This is a genomic window from Bradyrhizobium cosmicum (genome assembly GCF_032290525.1).
In the GTDB taxonomy this organism is placed as follows: domain Bacteria; phylum Pseudomonadota; class Alphaproteobacteria; order Rhizobiales; family Xanthobacteraceae; genus Bradyrhizobium; species Bradyrhizobium cosmicum_A.
Window position 1 is genome coordinate 1 of record NZ_JASXTA010000032.1, and the last position, 16,210, is coordinate 16,210.

15 protein-coding genes are annotated in these 16,210 nt (G+C 63.7%); 6 read left to right on the top strand and 9 right to left on the bottom strand.

The annotated features are described in order from the left end of the window. The first annotated feature begins 118 nt into the window (after window positions 1-118). Entirely contained in the window at window positions 119-778 is a 660-nt protein-coding gene (locus QSV46_RS35435; RefSeq protein ID WP_314962695.1) for a hypothetical protein, read from the top strand. 203 nt (window positions 779-981) lie between these two features. On the opposite strand, the gene QSV46_RS35440 is transcribed toward QSV46_RS35435, so the two are convergent. The 4 genes from QSV46_RS35440 to QSV46_RS35455 all read right to left on the bottom strand — a co-directional run bounded on the left by QSV46_RS35440 (window position 982) and on the right by QSV46_RS35455 (window position 5,237). Then, the gene (locus QSV46_RS35440; protein ID WP_314962698.1) at window positions 982-1,821 is read right to left on the bottom strand and encodes a SprT family zinc-dependent metalloprotease; all 840 of its coding nucleotides are present in this window, start codon (window positions 1,819-1,821) and stop codon (window positions 982-984) included. 217 nt (window positions 1,822-2,038) lie between these two features. After that, a complete protein-coding gene (locus tag QSV46_RS35445) occupies window positions 2,039-3,364 on the bottom strand; it encodes a polyhydroxyalkanoate depolymerase (RefSeq protein ID WP_314962699.1) in 1,326 nt (441 codons plus the stop codon). Window positions 3,365-3,485: 121 nt separating this feature from the next. Continuing rightward, complete coding sequence (locus tag QSV46_RS35450; RefSeq protein WP_314962701.1) at window positions 3,486-4,304, bottom strand: ABC transporter permease; 819 nt, start codon at window positions 4,302-4,304, stop codon at window positions 3,486-3,488. A gap of 132 nt (window positions 4,305-4,436) precedes the next feature. Next, window positions 4,437-5,237, bottom strand: a complete 801-nt coding sequence (locus QSV46_RS35455; RefSeq protein WP_314962704.1) for an ABC transporter ATP-binding protein — start codon at window positions 5,235-5,237, stop codon at window positions 4,437-4,439. Between the two features lie 108 nt (window positions 5,238-5,345). On the opposite strand from QSV46_RS35455, the gene QSV46_RS35460 reads away from it, so the two are divergent. Both QSV46_RS35460 and QSV46_RS35465 read left to right on the top strand, forming a co-directional pair. Further along, window positions 5,346-6,668, top strand: a complete 1,323-nt coding sequence (locus QSV46_RS35460; RefSeq protein WP_314962707.1) for an ActS/PrrB/RegB family redox-sensitive histidine kinase — start codon at window positions 5,346-5,348, stop codon at window positions 6,666-6,668. A 103-nt stretch (window positions 6,669-6,771) separates the two neighbouring features. Further along, window positions 6,772-7,326, top strand: a complete 555-nt coding sequence (locus QSV46_RS35465; protein ID WP_314962710.1) for an ActR/PrrA/RegA family redox response regulator transcription factor — start codon at window positions 6,772-6,774, stop codon at window positions 7,324-7,326. A 157-nt stretch (window positions 7,327-7,483) separates the two neighbouring features. On the opposite strand, the gene QSV46_RS35470 is transcribed toward QSV46_RS35465, so the two are convergent. After that, window positions 7,484-7,975 (bottom strand): MmcB family DNA repair protein, encoded by a 492-nt coding sequence (locus tag QSV46_RS35470; protein WP_314962713.1) that lies wholly within the window; start codon window positions 7,973-7,975, stop codon window positions 7,484-7,486. A 259-nt stretch (window positions 7,976-8,234) separates the two neighbouring features. On the opposite strand from QSV46_RS35470, the gene QSV46_RS35475 reads away from it, so the two are divergent. Continuing rightward, window positions 8,235-9,932, top strand: coding sequence for an alpha-amylase family protein (locus QSV46_RS35475; protein WP_314962716.1), 1,698 nt, complete (start codon window positions 8,235-8,237; stop codon window positions 9,930-9,932). Window positions 9,933-10,105: 173 nt separating this feature from the next. Here the strand turns inward: QSV46_RS35475 and QSV46_RS35480 are convergent, their stop codons facing one another. Next, the gene (locus QSV46_RS35480; protein WP_314962719.1) at window positions 10,106-11,731 is read right to left on the bottom strand and encodes an alpha-amylase family glycosyl hydrolase; all 1,626 of its coding nucleotides are present in this window, start codon (window positions 11,729-11,731) and stop codon (window positions 10,106-10,108) included. Between the two features lie 172 nt (window positions 11,732-11,903). On the opposite strand from QSV46_RS35480, the gene QSV46_RS35485 reads away from it, so the two are divergent. Continuing rightward, a complete protein-coding gene (locus QSV46_RS35485; protein ID WP_314962722.1) occupies window positions 11,904-12,572 on the top strand; it encodes an MBL fold metallo-hydrolase in 669 nt (222 codons plus the stop codon). A gap of 2 nt (window positions 12,573-12,574) precedes the next feature. On the opposite strand, the gene QSV46_RS35490 is transcribed toward QSV46_RS35485, so the two are convergent. After that, complete coding sequence (locus QSV46_RS35490; RefSeq protein ID WP_314962724.1) at window positions 12,575-12,943, bottom strand: helix-turn-helix domain-containing protein; 369 nt, start codon at window positions 12,941-12,943, stop codon at window positions 12,575-12,577. A gap of 130 nt (window positions 12,944-13,073) precedes the next feature. Between QSV46_RS35490 and QSV46_RS35495 the strand changes: the two genes are divergently transcribed. Further along, on the top strand, window positions 13,074-13,376 hold the full coding sequence (locus QSV46_RS35495) for a hypothetical protein (protein ID WP_314962726.1): 303 nt from the start codon (window positions 13,074-13,076) through the stop codon (window positions 13,374-13,376). A gap of 1 nt (window position 13,377) precedes the next feature. Here QSV46_RS35495 and QSV46_RS35500 read toward each other — a convergent pair whose 3' ends face one another. Both QSV46_RS35500 and QSV46_RS35505 read right to left on the bottom strand, forming a co-directional pair. Beyond that, on the bottom strand, window positions 13,378-14,541 hold the full coding sequence (locus tag QSV46_RS35500) for a PHB depolymerase family esterase (RefSeq protein WP_314962727.1): 1,164 nt from the start codon (window positions 14,539-14,541) through the stop codon (window positions 13,378-13,380). Window positions 14,542-14,682: 141 nt separating this feature from the next. Continuing rightward, window positions 14,683-16,095, bottom strand: a complete 1,413-nt coding sequence (locus QSV46_RS35505) for an MFS transporter (RefSeq protein ID WP_314962729.1) — start codon at window positions 16,093-16,095, stop codon at window positions 14,683-14,685. Window positions 16,096-16,210: the final 115 nt, after the last annotated feature.

Below are 16,210 nucleotides of genomic sequence, written 5' to 3' on the forward strand. Positions count from 1 at the left end.
GAACACATGGCTGCTCCGACCAACGCCGCAAGTGAAGATTCTCCTTGCCAACCCGGAGCCGTCCACACATGGCCCATGGTTTGCTCTCATAGGTTGAGCGAATAACGAGGAGCGTTTCATGATGTCCGGTGTATCCAGCGCAGCGTTGCCGTATCTGCGCCCCGCCTCAACGTCCGCTTCAAATGCGACGTCGGCCCTCCAGCCGGAAGCGCCTGCGGAGGTTGACGCAGCGACCAGCGGCTTCCGGATCGACGTCTCGCAACTGAGGCCGCTGCAAGGTGCCAAGTCGATATCGGCCGCGGATAATCCTGTTCTGCGCGATCTCATGGCAACGAACTGGCTGATGACCCATGATACGAGCGCAACCCAATCGGCCGTCTCGGACGATGCACCTGAGAACACCTATGCTGAGGTGAAGGTCGACGGCGAGGTGGTCGCCACTTTGTATAATGGCGGGTCCTCGACAATGACGAATGCGGCGGCAGCAAAGATCGGCAAGCTGGAGGATCCGCCCGGCCTGAGTGGACCAGGTCTGGCGCAATGGCGAGCCGACACCTACGCCGAGCTGCTTGGCGGCACCGTTGAAAAAGCCTCCACCGCGATCCCGCAATCGCAGTGGACACCGCGTGAAAGCAGCTCTGCGACCTATAGCCGCGATCAACTCGACGCGGCCTTCGACGCCATGCTGGCCGAGGGGCAGAAGGCCGCCGCGCAATTGCAATCGTCCTATCTCGCGTCACGCAAGCAGCCAGGGACAAGCGCGGATTTCAGTGCTTAAGCGGGGATGACTTGAGCAGGCGCCTTGAGTCGCTCAGATGTCGCCTCATTCTCAACGTCATTCTCCGCGCAGGCGGGCGAATCCCGTACGCCGCGGCTTCTCGAGTCCATCAATACGGCCTCCGGGATACTGGATCGCCCGCTCCAGTGCGCAAGCGCGCACAAGGCGGGCGACGACAGCGCCGGATGAGGTGATAGCCCGCCCTACTCCTCGATCCCGTACCGGTGCAGATCATTGCCGTACGTATCGAGCCATTTCTTGGCGCGCTCCATCGACGGACAGACTTTTCCGCACACACGCCAGAACCGGGCCGAGTGGTTCATCTCGACGAGATGGGCCACCTCGTGGGCGGCGAGATAGTCGAGCACGAAGGGCGGCGCGAGAATCAGGCGCCAGGAGAACGACAGCGAGCCGGCCGAGGTGCAGGAGCCCCAGCGGCTGGACTGATCGCGGATCGAGAGCCGCTTGACCTTGACGCCGAGTTCGCCGGCATAGGCTTCCGCCGAACGCTGGAGATCGCGGCGCGCCTCGCGCTTGAGGAAATCGCTGACGCGGCGATCGACGTGATCGAGCCCGCCGGCGACGCAGAGAATGCGTTCACCGCTGTCGCGCGTCTCGGTCCACACCGTGCCGCGCGCACCGGCGCGATGAACGATGCGATGGGGCGTGCCGCGCAGCGGTATCACTGTGCCAGGCTGGAACGGCGCGGCCTTCGGCAAGCGACCGAGACGTGCGGCGATCCATGCGCCGTGACGCTGCGCGAAGTCCTTTGCTTCGGCCAACGTGCCGCGCGGCGGCATGGTGAGGATGGCTTCGCGATCGCTCGGATGAATTCTGAGCGTGTAACGGCGCGCGCGGCGGTGCCTGCGCAGCCTGATCGCAAAAAATTGCGATCCGTGGGTGATGACGAGGGTCTTCGGTTCGTGGGGCCGCCGATAAAGGAGCGCGCGAGTGGCCATGTCTGTCAGTCCGGGGAGCAGGAGTTCGCCCGGATTCTGCCATAACCGCCGCCAGGGAAAGCGCTCGGCGCAAAAACAAATCATTTGCCCAATATACAGGGGTCAGGCGTCCGGGAGACCCTACAGACTGGGGTTGGAACCGGCTTTTTTCGCCTCCGCTGGACGCATGCGGCACCCCCAAGGGGTGAGGACAGACTCACTCCTAGAAAGCTACCTAAATACCACGAATCTAGCGGGGGTCAGGGCCCGCGGAACCTCCGGCAGGACCTGAATTTTCGACGGGAAAGCCGAAAAACACGCGCTATTCGGCCGCGAGCGCCTGCAGCGAGCTCGGATTCGCAGCCGAGACCATGAAGTCGTGAATCCGTGGCACGATTTCCGACTTGAAACGCGAGCCGTTGAACACGCCGTAATGCCCGACGCCCTTCTGGACGTAATGAACGCGGCGATGATCGGGAATCGCGCTGCACAAAGTGTGCGTTGCTTCGGTCTGACCGAGGCCGGAGATGTCGTCGTTCTCGCCCTCGACCGTCATCAGCGCGACGCGCGTGACCTTGGAGGGATCGACGCGGGTTCCACGATGGGTCATCTCGCCCTTTGGCAGCGAGTGTTTCACGAACACGGTGTCGACGGTCTGGAGATAATACTCGGCTGAGAGATCCATCACCGCGAGATATTCGTCGTAGAAGTCGCGATGCTTGTCGACGAGGTCGCCGTCGCCCTTCACCAGATTGGCGAACAGGCGCTTGTGGGCGTCCATGTGCCGGTCGAGGTTCATGCTGATGAACCCGTTGAGCTGCAGGAAGCCCGGATAGACGTCGCGCATCATGCCGGGATGCGGGAATGGCACCTTGGTGATGACGGTGTTGCGGAACCAGTCGATGCCGCGCTCCTGAGCGAGCTTGTTCACCGCGGTCGGATTGCGGCGGGTGTCGATCGGGCCGCCCATCAGTGTCATCGAGGTTGGCACGAACGGATCGCGCCCCGCTTCCATGATCGAGACGGCGGCGACGACGGGCACGGAGGGCTGGCACACCGCCAGCACATGCGTGTTGCCGCCGAGGACGTGCAGCATCTCGATGACGTAGTCGATGTAGTCGTCGAGATCGAAGCGGCCGTCGCTGAGCGGCACCATGCGGGCATCGGCCCAATCGGTGATATAGACCTCATGCGCGGGCAGGAAGGCCTCGACCGTGCCGCGCAGCAGCGTCGCATAGTGGCCTGACATCGGCGCCACGATCAGCACGCGCGGCTGCGGGCTGCGCAGCGGACGGGTGAACTTGCGATCGAAATAGAGCAGCTTGCAGAACGGCTTTTCCCAGACCGAGCGGACCTCGACGGGGACGCGGATGCCGTTGACCTCGGTGTCGTTGAGGCCCCATTCCGGCTTGCCGTAGCGGCGCGTGGTGCGCTCGAACAATTCGCAGGCCGCGGCGACCGACTTGCCGACCTCGGTGCGAGCCCAGGGATTGAGGGGATTCTGAAACAGCAGCTTGGTCGCGTCGGTGATCGCACGCGCCGGATTGAGAGAGGCCTGCCCCATCTCGTACATCCAGTACATCGGCGTCGTCAGAGCCGGACTGCCTTCGGCCGACAGGGGCGGCGCACCAAACTCACCAATAGGCATCGTCATATTCCTCTTCGCATCGCAGCATACTGCCGAATGCGTAATATTGCGTCAATGCATGGTTCCGTAGATGTACGTAGCGAAGAGGGCTAAACCAGCCTGAATCCACGGGAAAGTGAAGCTATTCGCCACCCGAGAGCAGCGAGCCGTGCTTTCTGGCGCTGCGCAAAAGGGCAAGGAATGCCCCAAAAGAAGCCACCAAGAGCACGGTATTGATGGCTAACGCCTCCAGCATCAGATCGGTCCTGAAGGTGTTCTCGATCAGCAGCGCGCGCATCCCCTCGAACACGTAAGTCGGCGGCAGCACCCAGGCGACGTATTGCAGCCAGAGCGGCAACACGCTCACGGGATAGTAGATGCAGGCGAGCGGCATGATCGCGAACATCAGCGTCCAGACGATGCTCTCGGCGCCGAGACCGTTTCGCAGCACCAGCCCCGAGACGAAGATGCCGACCGACCAGCTCGTGAAGATCAGATTGCAGAAGAACGCGATCAGCGGCAGGCCGAGGGCATAGACGTTGAAGTGAAACAGGAACAGCGCCAGCAGCGTCATCGGGATCACGCCGATCGCGAGGCGGATCAGGCTCATGATCATCAGCGACAGCAGAAACTCGATCGGCCGGAGCGGACTCATCATGAGGTTGCCGAGGTTGCGCGCCCACATCTCCTCCAGGAACGAGATGGAAAAGCCGAGCTGTCCCCGGAACAGGATGTCCCAGAGGATGACGGCGCCGATCAGCGTACCGCCCGCGCGGGCGAAGAAATTGGCGTTCTCGGCGATGTAGAGCTGCAGAAAGCCCCAGGTGATCACCTGCAGCGCCGGCCAGTACAACAGCTCGAGCAGCCGCGGCCAGGACGATAGCAGCAAATACCAATAGCGCAGGATCATCGCGCCGATGCGATGGAGGGAGATGCCGCGGTGGAGGGAGATATCAATCATGGCCTCTCCACGGTCCGCGCGCGCCGTCATTGCGAGGAGCCCTTGCGACGAAGCAATCCGGAATCATTCCGCGGAGAGATTCTGGATTGCTTCGCTTCGCTCGCAATGACGAAAGAAACGCCAGTGCCTCGCTCATCGTGCCGCCTCTTTCGCTCCGTTCCGGCCGCGCGCGACGTCCAGGAACACCTCTTCCAGCGTGGTGCGGTTGTAGCGGGTCATGATGGCATCGGGCGTATCGTCGTCCTCTATGCGGCCGCGCTTCATGATGATGACGCGGTCGCACAGCCGCTCGACCTCGAGCATGTTGTGCGAGGCGAGCAGGATGGTGGCGTCGTTCTCCCTGCGATAGCGCTCCATATGCGCCCGTACCCAGTCGGCGGTGTCGGGATCGAGCGAGGCGGTCGGCTCGTCCAGCAGCAGCAACTCGGGCTGGTTGATCAGCGCTTTGGCCAGCGCGACGCGGGTCTTCTGGCCGGCGGAGAGCTTGCCGTTGGCGCGGTCGATGAATTCGGTGAGATCGAGCTCCTCGGCGAGTTTTGCGATGCGGTCGGGCAGGTTCTTCACGGCGTAGAGCTTGCCGAAGATCGTGAGGTTCTGCCGCACCGTGAGCCGCATCGGCATGTCGACATAGGGGCTCTCGAAATTCATCCGCCCCAGCACGGCAGCGCTTTGCTCGGGCATCCTGTGACCGAGCACCTGCACACGCCCGGAGGTCGGCAGCACCAGGCCCATGATCATCGCGATGGTCGTGGTCTTGCCGGCGCCGTTGCCGCCCAGCAGTCCGGTGATGCTGCCGCGCGGCAGCGAAAACGAGATATCGTCGACGGCGCGGGTCTGCTTGTAGACCTTGACGAGGTGATCGACCGCAATTGCCGCGGAGGAGCCGCGCTCCGCGACAGTCGGCGGACTTGAAGCTTTGTCGTTCCCGGTCATGCTGGGGCGTTCTTCTGCTATTGCCGCGGAGAGCGCAAGGCTTGTAATGCCCGGGTGGTTCCGCGAGTTCTGCGTTTGTGATCGAGAAGGCACTGCCCATTGGCCGACATGACCGAAATTGCCGCTTCCGACTTCCGCCACGCGCAGCGGCATATCCGCCTGGACACGATCCTGCGGCTGCGCTGGCTCGCGGTGCTCGGGCAGCTCGCCGCGATCTTCATCGTGGCACAGGGGCTCGAGTTCAACGTCGAGATCGTCCCCTGCGTCAGCATCATCGCGCTGTCGGCGGCGCTCAATCTCGCGCTCCAGACCGTGTCCAATCCGTTGCAGCGGCTGGAGCCGATCCAGGCGGCGGGATTGCTGGCGCTGAACATCGTCGAGCTGGCCGGCTTGCTGTTCTTCACCGGCGGGCTGCAGAACCCGTTCTCGTTCCTGTTCCTCGCGCCGGTGCTGATCTCGGCCACCGCGCTGCCGGCCCGCTTCACCTTCGGGCTCGGCGTGCTGGCGGTCGCCTGCGCCTCGATCCTGGTGTTCTTCCATCTGCCGCTACCCTGGGATTCCGACGATCCGCTGGTGCTGCCGCCGATTTATCTCGTCGGCGTCTGGCTCTCGATCGTGCTCGCGATCGGCGTCACCAGCCTCTACTCGTTCCAGGTCACCGAGGAGGCGCGCAAGCTGGCGGACGCGCTGGCCGCAACCGAGCTGGTGCTGACGCGCGAGCAGCATCTGACCCAGCTCGACGGCCTCGCCGCCGCGGCCGCGCACGAGCTCGGCACGCCGCTCGCGACGATCTTCCTGATCTCGCGCGAGCTGGAAAAGACGGTGAAGGACGCCAGCTTTGCCGCCGATGTGAAGACGCTGCGCGAGCAGACCCAGCGCTGCCGCGAGATCCTCAGCAAGATCACCCAGCTCTCGTCCACCGGCGCGCCGTTCGACCGCATGAAGTTGTCGGAGCTGATCGAGGAGGTGGTGGCGCCGCATCGCGATTTCGGCGTCGAAATCAAGGTGCGGATCGCGGTCGCAGTAGCGGCCGAGCCGGTCGGCTCGCGCAATCCGGCGAGCCTCTACGGCATCGGCAACATCGTCGAGAATGCGGTCGATTTCGCCCGTACCACGGTCGAGGTGAATGCCTGGTGGAACAAGGACACGATCGAGCTCGTGATCTCCGACGACGGGCCCGGCATTCCGCCCGACATCCTGAACCGGATCGGCGAGCCCTATCTGTCGCGGCGGCGCAACATGGATGACGGCACCGGCGAGCGGCGTGGCCTCGGACTGGGCGTGTTCATCGCACGCACCTTGCTGGAGCGCACCGGTGCCAAGGTCTCGTTTACCAACCGGATCTTCCCGGAACACGGCGCAGTGGTTCACATCAATTGGCCGAGAGAACGTTTTGAGGCTATCGAGACGCTCGAAGAAACAATAGGATAGACCGCGACCTTGCGTCGCACAGCAGGACCGACCGACTATTGGCGGCCTTGGCACCGCCTGGTTGCGACGCCATATTCAGATGTGCAGGACAAAGGAAAACACCTTGAACGCCATCGCTGAACTGGACGAACAGACCGACCGCTCGCTTCTCATCGTGGAGGACGACAAGCCGTTTCTGGAGCGGTTGTCGCGCGCGATGGAGACACGTGGTTTTGCTGTGACATCGTGCGACACGGTTTCCGATGGTCTTGCGCAAATCGGTAGGGCCGCACCGGCATTCGCCGTCGTCGATCTCCGCCTTGGCGACGGTAACGGCCTCGACGTCGTCTCCGCGCTGAAGAAGAAGCGCCCCGAAGCCCGCGCCATCGTGCTGACCGGCTATGGCAACATCGCCACCGCCGTGACCGCGGTGAAGATGGGAGCGATCGACTATCTCTCGAAGCCCGCGGATGCCGACGACGTCGTCGCCGCGCTGCTCTCGACCAGCACGGACAAATCCGAGCTGCCGACCAACCCGATGTCCGCCGACCGCGTCCGGTGGGAGCACATCCAGCGCATCTACGAAATGTGCAACCGCAACGTCTCGGAAACGGCGCGCCGGCTCAACATGCACCGCCGGACCTTGCAGCGGATTCTGGCCAAGCGCGCGCCGAGGTAAGGGTCTGCGGTATCGTGCCCCGGACGCAGCGCAGCACGAAGTGATGCGCTGCTGAGCCGGGGCCCATGCCTCAGCTTGAATCGTCCGCCGCTTTCTGGGTCCCGGCTCTGCGCAGCAACGCTAGCGCGTTGCAGCGCGTCCGGGAGACGAGACTGTCCTATTCCCAAAAATCCGCGTGCCCCTGCGGATCGACCAGGCGGTTGATCCGCAAGGCCGCCGCCATCGCGAACCGCACCGTCATCTGCTTGCGCGTGGCGGCAGCAAGCTTGTGCTCGGGCGCCTCGCAGTGCAGGTGCGCGCCATAGGCGTCCGCGACGATCAGGCCGGTATCTTGAGGAAATATCTCGCACGGCAAATCCTGCGTGAAGGCGAAGAACAGCCGGTCGCAATGGGCGCGGTACTCGTGCCATTTCTGATCGGCGCGCAGATCCTCCACCGATGACTTGATCTCGACGATCCAGATCTCGCCGCGCTCGTTCAGCGCCACCAGATCGGCGCGCCGGCCCGAGGGCAGCGGCAATTCGCTGATGCAGGTGAAACCGAGCGAACGGAGCAGCCGCGCCGTGCCGCGCGCGACCGCCAGCGCCGTTTCCGACTGACGCCGATCGGGCGGCGGAACGAGGGCGATATTGCGGGCGGTATTGTCCATGGCGGGAGATTAGCCGATTCCATTCCGCCGGTCATTCCGGGGCGCGCGCAGCGCGAGCCCGGAATCCATAGCCACAGGGAGGAGTTACCGCGCAAGCTGGCAACTTCGCGTTTTCGCCAAACTGCTCCCTGTGGGTATGGGTCCCGGGCTCGCGCCAAGTGGCGCGCCCGGGACGACAGCGGAGCGCGGAACCTCCTTCTGCCCCCGCACTTATCACGCAGCCGCCGCACCTCGGCGGAACCACCGAGGCGGCTCGCGCATGATCGACGATCTCTGGTACAAGAACGCCATTATCTACTGCCTGTCTGTAGGCACCTATATGGACGCCAACGGCGACGGCGTCGGCGATTTCAAGGGCCTGCTGCGCCGGCTCGATTATCTGCACGGCCTCGGCATCACCACGATCTGGCTGATGCCGTTCCAGACCTCGCCCGGCCGCGACGACGGCTACGATGTCGCCGACTATTACAGCGTCGATTCCCGCTACGGCACCCTCGGCGATTTCGTCGAGTTCACCCACGGCTGCAAGCAGCGCGGCATTCGCATCATCATCGATCTCGTCGTCAACCACACCTCGGACCAGCATCCCTGGTTCAAGGCGGCGCGGCGCGACAGGAATTCGCCCTATCGCGACTGGTATGTGTGGTCGGACAAGAAGCCGGCCGGTGCCAACAAGGGCATGGTATTTCCCGGGGTGCAGAAATCGACCTGGACGCGCGACAAGGAAGCCGGCGCGTACTACTTCCATCGCTTCTACGATTTCCAGCCTGATCTCAACACGTCGAACCCACAGGTACAGGCCGAGATCCTGAAGATCATGGGCTTCTGGATCCAGCTCGGCGTGTCCGGCTTCCGCATGGACGCGGTCCCATTCGTGATCGCGACCAAAGGCGCCAAGGTGAAGGCGCCGGCCGAGCAGTACGACATGCTGCGTATGTTCCGTGAATTCCTGCAATGGCGACAGGGCGACGCCATCATCCTCGCCGAGGCCAACGTGCTGCCAAAGACCGACATGGAATATTTCGGCCGTGATGCCGATCGCATGCACATGATGTTCAACTTCCAGGTCAACCAGCACCTGTTCTATGCGCTGGCCTCCGGCGATTCGCGCCCGCTTGCAAAGGCGCTGAAGGCGACAAAACCGCGCCCGGCTACCGCACAATGGGGCCTGTTCCTGCGCAATCACGACGAGCTCGATCTCGGCCGGTTGACCGACAAGCAACGCGACATCGTCTTCAAGCGCTTTGGTCCGGACAAGGACATGCAGCTCTACGACCGCGGCATTCGCCGCCGCTTCGCGCCAATGCTGGGCGGCGACCGCAGGCGGCTCGAGCTCGCCTACAGCCTGATGTGCACTCTGCCGGGAACGCCGGTCATCCGCTACGGCGACGAGATCGCGATGGGCGACGATCTCTCATTGCCCGAGCGCAATTGCGCGCGCACGCCGATGCAATGGTCGACGGAGCCGCATGGCGGATTCACCACCAGCGACAAGCCTGCCTTGCCCGTCATCGACAAGGGGCCTTACGGGTTCGAGCACGTCAATGTCGCAAAGCAGCGGCGCGATCCAAACTCCATGCTGAACTGGACCGAGCGCATCGTCCGCATGCGCAAGGAAGTGCCGGAGATCGGCTGGGGCGATTTCGCTGTTATCCCGACCCGGGATCCCGCCGTCTTCATCATACGCTACGACTGGCGCAACAATTCCGTGCTGTTCGTGCACAATCTCGACGAGAAGCCGCGCGAGACCGCGTTCTCGGCGGGGCTGCGCGGCGACGCCGGCAAGCACCTCATCAATCTGCTCGCGGAGGATCACAGCCACGCCGACAAGCGCGGCCGGCATCGCGTCCTGCTGGAGCCGTATGGGTATCGCTGGTATCGGGTCGGCGGGCTGGACTACCTGTTGAAGCGAAGTGACATCGACGAGAAGACTGCGGGTAACAAGCATCCGGGGTAGGTGCCGCCACACATTCCGCAGCAATGAAACACCCGACTACTGTAGCGGCACTCTCCGCTGTCGTCCCCGCGAAGGCGGGGACCCATAACCACAGCGAGGAGTGTAGGCGCACAGGCGGTAACTCCGAGTCTTCGTCAAACTCCTCCCTGTGGTTATGGGTCCCGGGCTCGCGACTACGTCGCGCCCCGGGACGACAGCTCGGCTGGCGGCGCGACGATCACCCCCTCATTGCCGCGCAAGTCCAGTACGCCTTCTAGCTTTTCTCCGTCGCGGTCGAGGAAAGTCGAGATCAGAATCTCGCTGCCGAAGCGTAGCGCGCTCGTGGTCACCGCGATCGGCTCGGGACCGAGATTGAGCACGACGATCAACCCGCTGCCCTCGGCCTCGCGGCGATAGATCAGGAGATCGCCTTGTGCGGCGATCGGATGATAATCGCCCGAAACCAGCGGCGGAGAGGCCTGCCGCAAGGCAATCAGGCGCTTGTACAAGGAGAGGATCGAGCGCGGATCGGCGTCGAGATCGACGGCGTTCTCGTGGATATGATCCTCGGGCAGCGGCAGCCATGGCCGGATATCCGAGAAGCCGCCGAACCGCGATGAATCCCACTGCATCGGCGTGCGGCAGCCGTCGCGGCCGACCCCGATGCCGGGCACGTTCTTCTCGAAGGGATCGCGCACGTCCTCCGGCGCGATCGCCACCTGATGCATGCCGATCTCGTCGCCGTAATAGAGCGTCGGCGTGCCGCGCAGCGTCAGCAGCAGCATGGCGGCGACGCGGGCCTGCACCTCGCCGATGCGGCTCGCTACGCGCGGGCGATCGTGATTGCCGAGCACCCAGTTCGGCCAAGCACCGTTCGGCAGCGCCTTCTCGTAGTCGTCGATGATCTTCTCGATCGAGCGCGCGCTCCAGAACGTCGAGAGCAGCGCGAAATTGAACGGCATCTGCGCACCGGTGAGGTCGTTGCCGTAATAGGCCACCAGCCGGTGCAGCGGCAGATAGATCTCGCCGATCAGCACGCGCGCGCCAAACGCATCGGTGACACGCCGCATCTGCGCGATCACGTCATGCACCTCCGGCTGGTCGGTGGAGTATTGCGTAAGGATTCGTTCGTTCGGCGGCCGGCCCTCGACGTAATGCGGATTGGGCGGATTGTCGCGGAATTCGGCGTCCTTGATCAGGTGCCAGATCACGTCGACGCGAAAGCCGTCGACGCCCTTGTCCAGCCAGAATCGCATCACGTCGTAGATCGCTGCGCGGACGTCGGGATGGCGCCAGTTGAGGTCCGGCTGCTGCGCCAGGAACGCGTGGTAGTAATATTGCCCCGTGGTCTCGTCGAACTGCCACGCGCTGCCGCCGAACTCGGACAGCCAGTTGTTCGGCACGCTGCCGTCGGGCCCCGGGTCGCGCCAGAGGTACCAGTCGCGTTTGGGATTGTCGCGCGAGGACCGGCTCTCGACGAACCAGGGATGCTGGTCCGAGGTGTGGTTCGGCACGAGGTCGAGGATCAGCTTGAGGCCGTTGTCGTGCGCGGCGGCAAGCAGCGCATCGAAATCCTCCATCGTGCCGAACAGCGGCTCGATGCCGGTATAGTCGGAGATGTCGTAGCCGAAATCGGCCATCGGCGAGGGAAAAATCGGCGACAGCCAGATCGCATCGACGCCGAGCGATTTCACGTAGGGCAGGCGCCGGAGGATGCCGGCGAGATCGCCGACGCCGTCACCGTTCGAGTCCTGAAAGGAGCGCGGATAGATCTGATAGAAGATGCCCTCGCGCCACCAGTTCTCGCTGCCCTGAGTCATGCCGGAAAACCCACCAAAAACCGCGTCTCGCGCGAGAGAACGCGGAAGGAGCGCCCCGGTTCAAATCAGCAGGCGAAATGGGACGGCCGTGTGACGGCAGGTCGGGCTGTTCCCTGGCCCGGGCACGAATCTTTTGCTTGGCGGCATGGCAAAAATCGGCATTGTGCGGTCCATGACCGAGCAAAACGACACGCAATCCAAGGCCGGCGCGATCATTGTCCCCGTGACGCTGTTCGAGCAGAATTGCACCATCATCTGGGATGAGCCCTCCAAGCAGGCCGTGGTGATCGATCCCGGCGGGGACGTGCCGAAGATCCTGGACGCGATCAAGCAGACCGGCGTCACCGTCGAGAAGATCTGGCTGACCCACGGTCATATCGACCATGTCGGCGGCGCGGCCGAATTGCGCGATGCGCTGAAGGTGCCGATCGAGGGTCCGCACGTCGCCGACAAGTTCCTGCTCGACAATGTGGTCGAGAGCGGCGCGCGCTTCGGCATGACCGGCGTCCGCAATTTTGCGCCCGACCGCTGGCTTGATGAGGGCGATACCGTGTCGATCGGCGGCTTGCGGTTCGACATCTATCACTGCCCCGGCCACTCGCCCGGCAGCGTGGTGTTCTTCAACAAGGAGTTGCGCTTCGCCCATGTCGGCGACGTTCTGTTCGCCGGCTCGGTCGGGCGCACCGATTTGCCCGGCGGCAGTCACGCGACGCTGATCAATTCGATCAAGGCCAAGCTGCTGCCGCTCGGCGACGATGTCGGCTTCATCTGCGGCCACGGCGCAGGCTCGAGCATCGGCCAGGAGCGGATGACCAATCCGTTCATCACCGGCGAGATGTAAAGTTATTCGGCGGCGTCCGCGAACGCCGCCGGTTCGCTCAGGTTACGGTCGCCCCAGTCGCGGATCGCGGCGACGACGGGGACGAAGCTCTTGCCCTTGCGGGTCAGGCGATACTCGACTTTCGGCGGCACCTCGCCAAAATCCTTGCGGTCGATGAGGCCGCTTTCCGTCAGCGCCTTCAATTCACGGCTGAGCACGCGCGGGGTGATCTCGGCGCTGCCGGACGTGCCACGGAGCAGGCCACTCCTGATCTCGCCATAGCGGCGCGGACCGTCCTTGAGATCCCAGACGATGCGGAGCTTGTACTTGCCACTGATCATCTTCTGAAAGGCCGCGACCGGACAGGCGCGCGCCGGAACTGCTCTTGCCATGTCGTCTCCTCCATGTGCGTATGACGATAGGAGCAACGGCGAAAAAGTCCATACTATCAATTTTGTCCATACTTGCAGGACTGCGAGTAGCACGCAGATGATGACGCACAAGACGAACAGGGAGCGTCACATGAAGCACTTCATGATCAAGTACGAATTCAAGAATGGCACGACGGACGCATGGCACCAGGAGATCAGCCGTTTCATCAAGGCGATCGACGGCGATCCGGAGCTGAAAGGACGGATCGGCTATCGTGTCCTGAAGAACCGCGACGATAACAGCTATTTCCACCTCGCCAGCGTCGCGGATGACGCGGCGCAAAAAGCGCTGCAATCGCGCGACTTCTTCAAGGCCTATCAGGAGATGACGCGGAAAGTTGCCGGCGGCGAGGTGACGGCGACGCCGATCGCGTGGATCGATCAGACGGCCTGAGCTACTTCATCAATCCCGCGGCCGTGAGCGCCCGCGTGATGATCTGGCCGAGATCGAAGCCGCGAGCCTGCTCGCGCTTCGGCTCTGCCGGCTCCGCGACCGCCGCGCGGATCGATCGGGCGAGATGCGGCGCGGGCGAGCGGGCCGGCGTCGTCTTTGCCTCAGCCTTCTTCGCAGCGTCCGGAATCCAGCCGGTCAGGCCGAAGAACTTTGCGATGTGATAGGACGAGGAGATGCCGGCCTCGATCAGGAACGCGCCTTCGACGCCGTAGCGTTGGTCGTTGTCGGCAAGGCCGAGCGGCGTGCCGTGCGCCATGTCGGTGATGGTGTAGGACTCGACCAGCGTTTCGCCGTCCTTGTTCCACCAGGCCCGGCGCGGATAACCGTCGACATTGGTCTCCGCCATCGGCACTGCGGGCAGATCGTGCAGGTCGAGCCACTGCTTGACGATCTCGTTGGCGTTGCCGGGATTGACGGTGCGGTCGGCGCTGCCGTGCCACACCGAGATCTTCGGCCAGGGCCCGCGATGATTCGAGGCCCGTCGCACGAAATCGCCGAGCTCGCGCTCGGGCCTCTGCGGCGAATGAAACATGCCGTCGAGCGCCTCGCGCAGGTTCGAGGCGATGCCGTAGGGCAGACCGGCGATGATCGCGCCGGCCGCAAACACTTCCGGATAGGTCGCGAGCATCACCGACGTCATGCCGCCGCCGGCGGACAGGCCGGTGATGGAGACGCGCCTCGGATCGATTCGATGCGTTTGAACCATGTGCGCGATCATCTCGCGGATCGAACGCGCCTCGCCGCTGTCGCGCGCAGTGTCTTCCGGATTGAACCAGTTGAAGCAGGTGTTGCCGTTGTTGACGCGCTGCTGCTCGGGCATCACCAGCGCGAAGCCGTAATGTTGCGCCAGCGTCGACCAACCCGCGCCGAGATCGTAGCTCGCAGCGGTCTGGCCGCAGCCGTGCAGCACGACGACGAGCGCGCGCGGCTTCTGGAACTGCTCCGGCACGAACGCGAACATGCGCAAGGCTCCGGGATTGTCGCCGAAGTCCGTGACTTCTTCCAACGGACTGGACACGTCCGCGCTCCGGCCGAACTCGGCAAGGCGCAGACCATCCACCTTTGGCAGATGTCTCAAGAGACCGACATTTCTGGCGAGCGACACGGCAACTCCTGGCAAGGCGACGTTCAACGTTCAGCCAAACCAGATAGTTGCTGCGGTGCAAAATAAAAAGGCCGTGTGCTGCCAATCACCCGAAATCGCGCAGAAACCCGCAGAAATCCGCCACCTATTAACCGCAGTGCCTCAACTTCTTGCAGATGCGCGGCGCATCCACGCCAGAAATGCGGCGCAGGCCATGATTAATGTCACAAACAGCGCGAGCGAGACGAGAAAACCTGCCCGCGCTGATTGCAGTGCTTCAACCGCGAAGAACACCGCGCCGATTGCGGCCACTCCGGCCGCATTTCCAATCTGCGCAATGGTGCCGTAGATCCCGGATGCCGATCCTGCAGCGGCGGGTTTGACGGTCGAGAGCACCGCGCCGGAGAGCGGCGCCATCACGAGGCCCTGACCGTAGCCGAAGATGCTCATGGTCAGCGCAAGCGCGAGCGGCGTCGGCGCCTCGGCATGGAATGCAACAAGCGCGAGCGCCGCGAGGCCCGCAATCTGCAACGCGCAGCCTTCGATCAAGACTTTGGTGCCGCGATGCCGCGCGCGTGCGCCGCTGTGGCGCGAGGCCACGACGAACGCGATTGCAAGTGGAATGCAGGCCAAGCCGGCTGCGAGCGGCGGAATCTTCAGGCCGCGCTGCATGAACAGCGTCATGACGAGGTAAAATGACAGATTGGCGACGAAGAAGAAGAACGCCGCGCCGAGTCCGCGCAGGAACGCGGCATCCGCCAGCAGCGTCAGGTCGATCAGCGGCATGCCGCCGGCGCGCGCCACCGCATGCTCGAGCTTGAGGAATGCGACGAGGATCGCGCCGCCAATCGCCATCACCGCCCATAGCCAGGGCGCCCAGCCGAAGTCATGGCCGAACAGCAGCGGCCCGATCAGGCACAGCAGCCCCGCGAACAGGACGACGCTGCCCTTGATGTCCAGCTTTGTCCCGGCCCGGCGCGGCACCGACGGCATGATGCGCCACGCAGCCATGGCGATGAGGAGGCCGCAGGGCCCATTGACGAAGAACACCGCGCGCCAGCCGGTGCCGGCGAGATCGAGCGTGACGAGGAGTCCGCCGAGCAGGAAGCCAGCAGCACCCGCAAGCCCGAGCACGATGCCGTAGATGGCGAAGGCGCGGCCGCGCTGTTCGTCGCTGAAGAGCAGATGCAGCGTCGCCAGCACCTGCGGCACCATCAGCGCGGCGGTCGCGCCCTGCGCCAGCCGCGCGAGGATCAGCTCCGCGCCTGAGTGCGCGAGGCCGCACCACAGCGAGGTCGCCGTGAAGCCGAGCACGCCGGCCAGGAACACGTTCTTGGTGCCGTGAATGTCGCCGAGCCGGCCGCCGGTCACGACCAGCGTGGCATAGGCGATCAGATAGATCGCGATGACGGACTCGATCTGCGCCGGCGTCGCGTGCAGATCGGCCGCGATAGTGGGAATGGCGACGTTCACGATGAAGGCGTCGACGCCGAACATGAATTGAGCGGCAACGACGATCGCCAGCACCCACCAGCGGCGGGTCGAATCAACCGGTTTTGTGACGATTTGATGCATCGGTACGCGGACTTTCAGCGATTTATTGACACGCCAAGCTCGCAGATCGGCGTCATCCGCGCGATTACCTCCGAGGTAGGACTTGCTGCATTGGCCCGATTGCTGCATGGCAATT